The following is a 12,172-nucleotide window of genomic DNA, read 5'->3' as shown; positions in this document are numbered from 1 at the left end:
CTGAAGCTATTTTCGCCTAACTGGAGTTTGGGGCTGACAACTGGCATTAAAATCTTCTAGAAGGCCTATATTTGCTGGCTTGTTTTAACCTGGAGCATAAAGTTTGGTTACTGATTTATTATATCTGTAAAAATAGCATTAATGCTGTCTCTACCTCTAACACTTACATACCCTCTGAAACCCCTACGATAGGTGGGGAATTTTAGCGATAGGTATGCCAAAATGGAGATAGGACAGCTCATTTACTCGATAGGCCCCTCATTTTAGCGATAGGCGAACTTTTTGGCGATAGGAATATCAAAACTCGCGATAGGCATATAAATTGGGGCGATAGGGCTTTGTTTTGTGGGATGATTTAGTGATTTTAGTTTATTTACAATAATTCATAGGAAAGTTAGCTACGGTTCATTATGAATTGTTAATTTTAGGATTCAAGACAATCGTTGGTATGAATGTAATTTTATAAAATTCATTAGCCTAAAATATATTAATAGATAAGATAAAACAATTATTTAAGTAATGGCAAAATCAAATCTGGTTAACTTAGATGCTTTAATAAAGAGAGAAGATTTTGGTTGTAATACCGAAGAGGAAGAATCATATGAAAACTTTAACACAATTTCGATAAGAGACTTCACAAGAGGTGCTCTTGTTGTCCCAAATTTTAGGAAACCAGATTTTCAAAGAGAAACAAATCACTGGACCCCAAATCAAGTATTGTCATTATTAGAGAGCTTTATAAATGGAGATCTAGTTCCTTCTGTAATTCTATGGAAATCTCCAACTTACATATTTGTTATTGATGGAGGACATAGACTAAGTGCAATACGTGCATGGGTTGAAGATGATTATGGGGATGGTGCTATTTCTTATGAATATTTCGGTAGAGAAATATCTCCTGAACAGAAAAAAATAGCAGAAAAAACTAGGAAACTAATTAATAATTCAATTGGCAGTTACAAACAATTAGAGTTACAGAATGAAAAGGATAACCTAGATCCATCAGAAAGAAAACGTATAAGTCGTATTATTTCCAGAGGTCTACAAGTACAATGGGTAAAAGGAGATGCGGATAAAGCGGAACAATCTTTTTTTAAAATCAATAGACAAGGAACACCACTAGATGATATTGAAGAACTATTATTAGTCAACAGAAAAAAACCAATACCAATTTCAGCTAGAGCAATTATCAGAGCTGGAACTGGTCATAAATATTGGTCAAGCTTTGAACCCGAAATTTATGAGAAAATAGGTTCAATATCAAAAGAATTCCACAAAACTCTCTTTGATCCAGAAATAAAAAGGCCTATAAAAACCCTAGATTTACCACTTGGTGGATCTAAAAGTGTTAGAACAGCCTTACAAATATTAATTGATTTTCTACTAATCACCAATAGAAATCAGCAAGGTTTTCCAGAAAAAGTATGTTCACACGAAGATGATATAAACGGTGAACTTACTTTAAGTGTTATTAATAAATCGCTTAGATTAGCAAAACGTATTTCAGGGAATGATAATGGAAGCCTTGGACTTCATCCGGCTGTTTATTTTTACGGACCAAGCGGAAGACATTCTCGAGCAATGTTTATGGGAATAGTCGATTTATTATCTAAAAAAGTTCGAAATAATGATTCATTATTTTTTAACAAATTCACAAAATGTAGAGGAAAACTTGAAGAAATACTTGTAGAGAAGAAAGATTTAATTGCAACTATTTTACAAAAGCATATCTCTAAAAATAGGATTGAAATATTTAGCAATCTAATAGATGAAATGGTAAAACGCTTAAACAATGAAGAAGTTGTTAATGATTCCGAGATAGTAAAAATCGCCAAACTAGAAGGTAAAATTGTACTAGGAGATTCAACAATATCTGGTTCTTCTTTTACAGAGGAAGTAAAAAGCTCCTCTTTTATTAAAAATGCGCTCAAGACAGCTATTAAATGTCCAATTTGTAATGGATATTTAGATCCTGAGAAATCCATTTCATATGATCATATTATAAGAAAACAAGATAATGGATTAGGATCTAAAGATAATTGTCAGCTTACTCATCCATACTGTAATCAATCCATTAAGAATTAAAAGTAATTCTATCAAAAAGCTCACCAAATGGTGAGCTTTTTTCCTTTTACATTTCCTTCAAAGCTTTATCAATCCACTCTTTTAGTTTCTCAATATTCTCAATTCCTACCGACAATCGAATGGTTCCCGGTAGAGGATATTTGGCTCCCCAAACAGGTTCAACTGGCAGAAGAATGGTATCTACTTCACCAAGGGTTGGCACCAAAGGAATCTGATCTTCCAAAGCGGCTATGAAACGGTTGCATTTTTCGCGTTTGTCTTCATCTGAATCTCCTTTAATATCGAAGGTGACCATGCCGCCAAAGCCTTTGTCGCCAAACAAGGCAACGGCCTCTTTTCGGGTTGGGTGAGATTCCAAACCAGGATACAATACCTCTTCAATCTTTGGATGGTTTTGCAGGTATTCTGCCAAAGCCAAAGCATTATCGCAATGTTGTTTGAAACGCAGATCGAAACTCTTCAGTTGGGTTCCCAAACGGTAGGCATCGTCAGGACTTAAAAAGTGTCCCGCCCATTTGCGGTACTCAATGGCCTCTTTCATCAATTCCTCATCGTTACCACAGATGACACCGGCAGTAATATTGCCATGTCCACTCATGTATTTGGTTGCAGAATGGATCACCAAATCGGCACCGTCCAATAATGGCTTCCACAAATATGGAGTTCCGAAAGTATTGTCTACAATAATTTTGCAATCGTATTGCTTTGCCAGTTCCATTATTCGCTTTACATCAGCCACAATCAACATTGGGTTCGAAACCGCCTCGAAATACAGGAATTCAGGTTGAATCTCCTTTAACAAGCGCTCCAATTCCTCGAAATCATACAGTCCATCATTGGCATAAAAACGGTGTACATCCAGGTTACGACGCTTGATCAGAACCGTATCGATAAATGAATTGGTGCCACCATAAATTTCATGGAAGAACAACCATGGTCGGGTATCTTTTCCCTTTTGGAAAACCGATACTGCCACATCGATGGCAGCCATTCCAGTTTCTACCAATAAAGCCCATTTACAGCCTTCCAGCTCCATAATTTGCTGCTCAACTGCAACGGTAGTTGGGTTTCGGTAGCGCGAATAGATGTAATTCTCCGGCTCATGCGGATGATCCAATTCTGCCGCGAATGCTTCCTGGGTGGTTTTTGAATCTTTTAGGTTGAATCCCGCTTCACGATAAAGAGGGGTGTGCGATGCGTTGATGTTTTTTTTCATGGTTAATATATTGCTTTCGTAGAGACGTAGCAATGCCACGTCTTTACCATTCTATCAAATTTATATATTTCGTAATTCTTTCTCCGGTGTAATCACATCCGATTCGTAATAAAATTCTGCCCTATCGATTAATTCTCCGGCGAGTATAATGGCTAAAGATATTGCTAAGCTCAATTCCCATTGCGTACCCAACAGAAAATATGGAATTAATAAACAGAGCGTTCTTAGCAATGAAAGAGCTGGAAAATGTTTCAATCTTATTAGACGTAAAGATATTTTCCTCCCAATGTATAAACTTCCTTTGATTAGAATTATAAGTTCTATAACAATCGGCACCTCAATCAGCCAAACAAAAAACAAAATTCCTGTAAGACTTACCATGCCTGAATGCACTGGAAGACCATCTTTTCGCGTCAAGAATTTGTAAACCATATCAACAGATATCAAACTACAAATCCCAAAAATCAAAGCTAAAATTCCAAACCATATATTTCCTGTAACTAGTTGAAATCCTGTTAAACCTAAAAATCCTGAAAAGGAGAAGATTTCTCTACTCAACCAGGAGCCTTTCAGGTTGAGAATGAATCGCCACATGCGCATTTTCTTTCCAATATGAAGCGATGTTAATGCAATGGCCAAAACTGAAACGATGCCAAATGGAATCAACTGCATGTCTATGGCGCCCATTAAATGAGCTGCCTGCCAAGCTACCAGTCCTGCTACTGCAATAGTAAATAGCACCAAGGTCCATTCCTTGTCCAATGCCACTTTATCTTTTGGTTTTGGCAGCCACTCCTCTATCTTTTTCTCATCGATTTCTACCTGATCAGTATTCTCCACCTTTGGCGCCTTATTTTCTTCTCTTAACGGTATCAATTGAATGGATGGTTTGATGCCCATATCCACAAATCCAGGAGTTACACGATCTTCTTCTTTCAAGTCCAACAACCCAAAGTCAAGTGCTCCTACCGGACAAGCTTCCACACAAGCAGGACGTTTCCCATCTGAGATTCTATCCACACAGAAATTACATTTCTCAACGATCTTGGTAGCCGGATTGAACTTTGGTGCATCGTACGGACAAGCCCAGGTGCAATAGGTACAACCAATGCATGCCTCGGCATGATGAATGATGGCTCCCGTTTTTTCATCTCGAGTATAAGCCAGTGCCGGACAGTTCTTCATACAAGGAGCATCCTCGCAATGGTTACAGGCCAATGAAAAATGGAAAACAGGCAATCCCGGGTGTTTGATTTTGTTTCCAGTGTTTACCTCTCGCCAGTTCACACGAAAATCGGTTCCATTTTCTATGCTGCAACCCGCCACGCAAGCATTACAGCCTACGCATCGGTTGGTGTTGAATATGAATGAGTTTTTTTTCACGATCCTTTAAAATTATAATTTAAAGTCAATCTTATTTTTATCATTATCCTCAAGCCGGATTAGCAACTCCCGCTTGAACTAACTATTCCTTTAATTCTATTATTAATTGATAATTACTCATTGTTAATTGTTCTCAAGTTGATCCAAGTGTTATGGAACGCGGTACCATGTCCCATATCCGTTTCGCATCCCTTGGTGAATAAATTGGGAGCGGCTCCCAAATGAGATTGATGACCATTGGTTAGTACTACATTTCCTCTGCGCAAACCCAAATCATATTGCAGTTTCACTTCCGCTCTACCCTGATGATTATAGATTTCAACCTTTTCACCATTCTTCATCTGTTTCTCTTCAGCATCCAATGGATGAACAAAAAGATAGGCTTCGGGTTCAAATTGCTTGATCACATTTAAATTGCCAAACTGTGAATGAATTCGATTCTTTGAGTTTGGCGATATCAACTGAAACTGAAATTCACCTTGTTCAGGCAAAGGAACGTAATCGGGCAATTCATCCACTCCCCACATTTGCCTGGCCATCTCACTATACAGCTCAATTTTACCAGAAGTAGTTGGGAACTGATAATCTGCAAAAGGAATCTCCTCGAAAGAGTTTGCCAATTGCGGCCCTTTCTTCAATTGTTCCAAACTTAATTCGGGAAAATCTTTCAGGAATCCGTTCAAATATTCTTCAATTGCCTCATCAATAGGTTCTGGAATATTTCCTTCGATCTCTTCATCGGCAAATCCCAATTGTTTTGCCAAGAGATAATAGATTTCCGTTTCAGGTTTTACCTCGCCCACCGGTTCCATTACTTTCTGTCGCAATTGCACATACGGGTTCCAATAAGAGCCAATGATATCGGATTGCTCGAACATGTTTTTTGCTGGCAGAATGATATCCGCTTCCAATGTCGTGTCGGTTATAAACTGATCTACAACCACTCGAAAGTCTGCCTTTCGGAATGCCTTACGGATTTTATTGGTATCCGGATTTTGAGATAAGGGATTTCCCCTTTCTACCCAAATGAACTTCACTTCAGGATCTTTGATATTCAATAAATCCTCACCCAATTTGGCTACAGATATCTTCCTCCTGAAACTTGGATGCTCGCATCCTGGAAAGTATGATTCCGGCTCTTTCAAATCATCGAACACATAGCTCTGAAGATTTGCATAATGGAAACAAGCACCGGGCTTCCCAATATTTCCAGTAATTACCGACAATGCTAATATACAGCGAGTGGTTTGACCACCGTTTTCATATCGCTGCATGCCGTAACCCGGAATCAATGTCATGACATCTGTTGTTCCAATTTCTTTTGCCAGTTCCTGAATGGCTTCTACAGGAATACGACAGATCTCTGATACTTTCTCCAATGTATATTGATCAACTCGCTCTTTGAATTGCTCAAAGCCAAGTACGTATTTCTCTATAAATTCATGATCGATCCAATCATTCTGAATCAATTCTCTAGCAATCCCTAAAGCCAAGGCTGCATCGGTTCCCGATTTGATTTGGAAGAGTGAATTCGCACGCTCGCTGGAAGGAGTTCTGCGAGGATCAATCACAATCAATTTCCCACCTTTTTCCTGTGCCTTCTCAACAGGAATCATCTCCTGAATATTGGTTTCGGCAGGATTCTTTCCCCACAATAAGATCAGCTTGGCATTCTCCAAATCCCAGGGAGCATTGTGTTTGTTGGCACCTAAGGTCAGTCGAGTGGCCTCCAATCCTGCAGGCCAACAAAGATTTCCATAGGTTGTTGTTGCGCCTCCAAACAGTTTCCAGAAGTTTGCTCCTACTCCATTCAACAAACCAGACATGCCACTAGCTGCAAAATAAAGAACTGAATGCGGACCAAAAGTCTGTTTGCAATTCTTCAACTGCTCAACAATGGTATTCAATGCCTCATCCCAAGAAATTCGTTCATACTTCCCTTCAGCTATTCGCTTTTGCGGATACAAAATTCTCTCCTTCGAATTGGCACGTTCCACATAAGCCAAACCTTTAATACATGGTCCTTCTGGTGTAGCACGATTTTCAGGGTGTGGGTCAATTCCAATCACTTTATCGTTCTCTACACGAACTTTAACACTACAGGTACTGTAGCAATTTCGGGGACAAGCTGTTGAGTAGATTTTCATAGGTTAATAATCTCAAAAATTCATGGAAAATTAATAAAAAAAAGAAAAGGGAGCAGATACACTATCAAAATCATGTATTCCTCTCTTTCAATAATATTAACATCATCCTCGGGTTGAAACCCGAGGCAATTGAAAAAGCTATATTAAATAAAAGATACCCCTATTTCGTCGCAAGAATCAAGCTACAACAATCATCATTTCTATTGCGACAATAATTTACATGATACAATAAACCCAGGGCGATGCCCTGGGCTAATATCTTTATGCCTTTCAGGCAATAATCAATACTTAAAAAAAGAAAGGGAACAATTGCACTTGAAAGTCTTGTGATTGGTCCCTCTTTATAAATCTTCTTATTTACAAATTAATCCTCTTTAGGATATTTAAAATGTATTTTTTTACATGGATATAAATAGATTAAAAGACAATCGATTTTGTTTCACATCAATACTTTTGTGATATAACAAATTACCAATTTTGTAATATCTAACTCCTAATCTGGCGTGGACTTTTTTTATCTTCTTTTCCACTCCAAAACCAATCCAATAACCTGTCTGATTATCCTTTATTTTCATGTCTCTTAACTCGAAAGAATCTGATTCGTCATTATAAAATCGGTTAACTATAGTATAATAGTCGGCATTAAAATTCTTCTCTGCCAATATACCACCCAGTATGTGCCATTTTAGTTTTTTGCTGTAAAAATCATATTTCACAGCAAAAGGAATACTTAATTTAGTTGCTTCTATTGTATGTGTATTATCAAATTTATAGCCTGGAATTTCATCATGAAATTCTTTTTTCACATCCAATTTGCTTAATTGAAGTTCTAGTTGTAAGCTAAATTTTTCCGACAATCTAGGCGTATAAATATTAAATGCAACTCCAATAAAAGGATTCAACTGATTAATATCCTGATTATAATAATAGTAATAAGATGATTTGTTATCTATATATAATTTTTCAAAATTAAATCCCGCAATTGGACCAAACTGGGTTTTCACCCATTGAATATCAGCCTTACTTTCGTGATAATTCATCCCTCCGGAAATATTATAATCCCTAATTAATTCTGTCAAGTATTTTTCTGAAAACTCAAATCTTTGAAGAGATACTTTTCCTTCCAGCCTATCCTTAACCAAAAAGAACAGAATCCCTCTCCATCTTTTGTTTTCTGTTTTAACCTCTCCAAAATCATCTTTCTTTTTTATATATTTCTCTAATAGATGTATATCACCATTATTTTTTTGCACATAAAAGTTTGATGCCTTTTTATAAAGATTGATTTCTCCTTCAATCAACAACTCTACAAAAGAATCATCAACAACACCATTAACAAAAGTTCTGTTTCCATCAATGGCATATCGAATGATTTCATCAGAACTGAACTTCTGTTTTCTCTCATCCTTCTTGAATATACAGTATCGATAATTTTTTGATTTTAGAGTGTATGCCACCTGTCCATGTAAAGTATCTCCTTTTGTTGTTATGACATATCCTTTTCTGAAGTCATTTTGTGAAAATGCCGAGAAAGTTAGTAAACTCACTAATGACAGTAGTACTATTAAATGTTTTTTCATAATTAAATAGGGGTTAGTAATGAATTAGCCACTTAAAATAGAAATTTAAGACTATACATCCTATTATTATGTATTTAAATCACATCTAAATTACTTGTTTTATAGACACGATAACAAACAAAGTACCATCATTTTATTTTATATGCTTAATATAAAAGCCTGAAAAATCAACGCTCTATCAGGCTTTCATATTGTCTTATTATACCTTTCTTTTTGAACTAGTAAGCCTCGACAGCCATTTCAGCCTCGATAATTTGAGCCAAACGCTGAATACCTGCAATCGCTTTTTCGTTGTTCACATATGAGAAGTTCAAACGCATGGTATTGGTTCCGCCTCCATCACAATAGAATACATTTCCAGTAACAAATGCCACTTTCTTTTCAATTGCTTTGTGGAACAATTCCAAGGCATCCATATTCTCAGGAAGTGTAATAAAAAGGAACATTCCACCTTCCGGATGCGTCCATTTTACTCCTTCTGGCATGCATTTTTCCATCTCTGCCAACATTACATCTCTACGCTGGTGATACAAATCGATGGTCTTTTTAAGATTCGATTCAAAATGCTCTGATTTCATGTAACGAATCGCCATTTTCTGAACGAAAGTTGGTGTACACAAGTCAGACGATTGCTTGGCAATCACAATCTTGTCATTTACTTCTTTCGGACCTAAGATCCAACCAATACGCAAGCCTGGTGCAAATGTCTTAGAGAAAGTTCCCAATGTCATTACATGATCATCATTGTCCAAATCATACATCATGCGTTGTGGTTCTCCTTCGAATCTCACCTCTCTGTAAGGACAATCCTCAACAATCAAAACATCGTATTTGTGTGCCAATGCGATAATCTCCAAACGACGAGATTCAGGCATGGTAATTCCTGTTGGGTTTTGGAAATCAGGAATGATATAGATGAATTTAGGTTTGATACCTTGCTCCGCCAATTCAATCAACTTGGCTTCCAAAAGCTCAGCACTCATTCCATTCTCATCCATTGGTACCCCTTCCATTTTAGCTCCATAAGCCTGAAAAGCACTGATACCACCCAAGTAAGATGGCAATCCACAGATCACAACATCTCCTTGATTCACAAACACTTTTCCAACCAAATCCAGACCTTGCTGCGATCCCGTAGTTACAATCATGTTGTCCAATTCGCACTGAACACCTTCATTCTGATATCTCTTCAAAAGAAGTTCTCTTAACTCTGTAACTCCTTCGGTTGCATCGTACTGCAATACCTCTGCTCCTTCCTCCTTCAACATGGTTGAAATGATCTCATCCAAATTGTCAACAGGGAAAGATTCCGGTGCTGGTAATCCTCCTGCAAAAGAAATTACTTCAGGATTTTGGGTCAATTTTAGGATCTCACGAATAGCAGATCTTTTGATGTTGTTGCTTATGTTGGAAAATGTTCCTTTTAAATCGCTGATCATTGTGTTTGGTTTTTGTTTTGTTTGTTGAGGCGCAATTCCTTGCGTCTGTACTGTTTGTTGTTTTGTTTATTTAGGATTCTTGCACCCCTTCGCCTATCTGCACTTCCCAAAAAAGGGGAAGACTAAAAACTGAAGTTCTACATTCAATCTAGGATTTCTCCCCTCCTAGGAGAGATGGCTACAGCCAGAGGGGTGCTATTATTCATTGATAATTATCAATTGATTTACAGCCAATTTTTGCGCATGCGTTCCCACTTCTTGTCGCGGTTTTCAATTACGCATTGAATATCGGCATCGCTCATGTGCTTGAATCGTCCCTGCTTTTTCAGGTACTCTTCAACCGATTTGAATTCCTTTGGATTTCTGTTCAATTTGTATTCACCATCCTCATATTCTGCAAGGAAAATTAATCCTGCATCTACAGCATCTTTGGCAATTTCTACCGATGTTTCGGTTGGCGTTCCCCATCCTGTTGGACACGATGCATATACATGAATAAATGTTGCACCTTTAACGTGCTTCGCTTTGTTTACCTTGTTGATAAAATCCTGAGGATAACCAATACTTGCAGTAGCAGCGTAAGCAATATCATGAGCAGCAATAATCTCAAACAAGTTCTTCTTGTGAGTTATCGTTCCCGGGATATTCTTACCAGCAGGAGTAGTCGTAGTTTTGGTTCCGTAAGGAGTCAAACCACTCTTCTGAATTCCGGTATTCATATAGGCTTCGTTGTCGTAGCAGATGTACAATACATCATCGTTACGATCGATCATTCCTGATAATGCCTGGAATCCGATATCAGCAGTACCACCATCACCAGCGAATACTACCGTTTTAAAATCTTTTTGTCCCAAAGCTTTGGCACCTGCAGCAATCCCTGCAGCCATACTTGCCGAACCTGGAAAGGTTGTAATAATTGCATTGGAGTTGAATGCCATCTGTGGATAAATGAATCCTACTGCCGACATACAACCAGCTGGAAGAGCAGAATAGGTACGCTCGCCCAATACTTTCAAGGCCAAACGTACAGCAATACTACCGCCACATCCGGCACAAGCTTTATGACCATAGAAAAACTCCTTCTCGGTCATGTTTTTCGCATTCACTTTTGGGATATCTAATACTTTAGTCATTGCCTTCTACATTTAAGCTGAAAAATTCTACTGTCTCTTCACTCTTGTTCTCCAATCCTGCATACAACTTGTTGTACATGTCTTCAATTTCTGCTTTGGTGATATCGCGACCACCTAAACCGCCAACAAAGTTGCTTTTGTACACATATTTGTCGATCTGAGAAATGGCTGAGTTCACATTGGTGTAAACTGTTCCTTCGTATCCGAATGAGATATCCTTATCGATAACACCCATTGCTTTTACTCTCTTGGCCAAATCTTTCACTTCCTCAACCGGGAAAGGACGCATGTAACGGATCTTCAACAATCCAACTTTTTTACCTTCAGCGCGAAGCTTGTCAACAACCACTCTCACAGTTCCGCAAACACTTCCCAATGCTACCAATACCACATCAGCATCTTCGCACATATATTCCTCTACCATTCCATGATATTTTCTGCCGAACATTTCAGTAAAATCCTCATCGGTTTTACGAATAACATCAATGGCATTGAACATGGCTTCGTTCTGCTGATATTTGAACTCGGTATTGTCATCAGGACGAGAACTAAATCCAAGGTTCTTCGGATTCTCGAAAGACATCTTGTTTGGAGTCTCGAATGGAGGCAAGAACTGATCTACCATTTCCTGATCAGGAATCTCAACCAACTCGTAAGTATGAGTCAAGATGAAACCATCCAAGTTCACCATCATTGGTGTCAATACATCTTTGTGTTCAGCAATTTTGTATGCCTGAATGATCATGTCCAATGCTTCCTGTGCATCTTCCACATATACTTGAATCCAACCTGAATCCAAAAGAGAAAGTGAATCGCGCTGATCACCATAGATACTCCATGGTAAAGCAACTGAACGGTTCGCATTCATCATTACAACTGGCCAGCGGCCACCACTACAGTAGTGAAGTCCTTCGGCCATATACAACAAGCCCTGAGAAGAAGATGCTGTAAATGTTCTGGCACCAACTGCACTGGCACCCATTGTAGCTGAGATTGCAGAGTGTTCAGACTCTACGTGCATGTATTCCGCATCCATCTCGCCTGCCTCTACCATTTCAGACAAACGCTCAACCGTAATGGTCTGCGGAGTGATTGGATATGCAGCCACCACATGTGGACGTGAAAGTTTCACGCCTTGTGCTACTGCCTCATCACCTGATATGAATATTTTATTTGTTTTCATTGATCT

General features: G+C 38.3%; 8 protein-coding genes. 1 reads left to right on the top strand and 7 read right to left on the bottom strand.

Translation table 11 applies throughout. The features are described from left to right. The first annotated feature begins 519 nt into the window (after positions 1 to 519). Entirely contained in the window at positions 520 to 2,085 is a 1,566-nt protein-coding gene (locus tag BXY64_RS02490) for a GmrSD restriction endonuclease domain-containing protein (RefSeq protein ID WP_120238395.1), read from the top strand. Between the two features lie 46 nt (positions 2,086 to 2,131). Here the strand turns inward: BXY64_RS02490 and BXY64_RS02485 are convergent, their stop codons facing one another. The 7 genes from BXY64_RS02485 to BXY64_RS02455 form a co-directional block, all read right to left on the bottom strand. Further along, positions 2,132 to 3,301, bottom strand: a complete 1,170-nt coding sequence (locus BXY64_RS02485; protein ID WP_120238394.1) for an aminotransferase class I/II-fold pyridoxal phosphate-dependent enzyme — start codon at positions 3,299 to 3,301, stop codon at positions 2,132 to 2,134. A 60-nt stretch (positions 3,302 to 3,361) separates the two neighbouring features. Beyond that, positions 3,362 to 4,684 carry a 4Fe-4S dicluster domain-containing protein gene (locus tag BXY64_RS02480; RefSeq protein WP_120238393.1) on the bottom strand — a complete coding sequence of 441 codons (1,323 nt, stop codon included), beginning with the start codon at positions 4,682 to 4,684 and terminating at the stop codon, positions 3,362 to 3,364. A 113-nt stretch (positions 4,685 to 4,797) separates the two neighbouring features. Then, complete coding sequence (locus BXY64_RS02475; RefSeq protein WP_120238392.1) at positions 4,798 to 6,831, bottom strand: molybdopterin-containing oxidoreductase family protein; 2,034 nt, start codon at positions 6,829 to 6,831, stop codon at positions 4,798 to 4,800. 398 nt (positions 6,832 to 7,229) lie between these two features. After that, complete coding sequence (locus tag BXY64_RS02470) at positions 7,230 to 8,411, bottom strand: porin family protein (protein ID WP_120238391.1); 1,182 nt, start codon at positions 8,409 to 8,411, stop codon at positions 7,230 to 7,232. Positions 8,412 to 8,629: 218 nt separating this feature from the next. After that, positions 8,630 to 9,850, bottom strand: coding sequence for an aminotransferase-like domain-containing protein (locus BXY64_RS02465; protein WP_120238390.1), 1,221 nt, complete (start codon positions 9,848 to 9,850; stop codon positions 8,630 to 8,632). 224 nt (positions 9,851 to 10,074) lie between these two features. Beyond that, a complete protein-coding gene (locus tag BXY64_RS02460) occupies positions 10,075 to 10,983 on the bottom strand; it encodes a thiamine pyrophosphate-dependent enzyme (protein WP_120238389.1) in 909 nt (302 codons plus the stop codon). Further along, positions 10,976 to 12,166 (bottom strand): transketolase C-terminal domain-containing protein, encoded by a 1,191-nt coding sequence (locus BXY64_RS02455; protein WP_120238388.1) that lies wholly within the window; start codon positions 12,164 to 12,166, stop codon positions 10,976 to 10,978. Before BXY64_RS02455 ends, BXY64_RS02460 begins: the two co-directional genes overlap by 8 nt. Between the last annotated feature and the right edge of the window lie 6 nt (positions 12,167 to 12,172).

Origin of the sequence: Marinifilum flexuosum (genome assembly GCF_003610555.1) — a bacterium.
Classification (GTDB): Bacteria; Bacteroidota; Bacteroidia; order Bacteroidales; family Marinifilaceae; genus Marinifilum; species Marinifilum flexuosum.
This window is presented reverse-complemented; position numbering and strand designations above follow the sequence as displayed.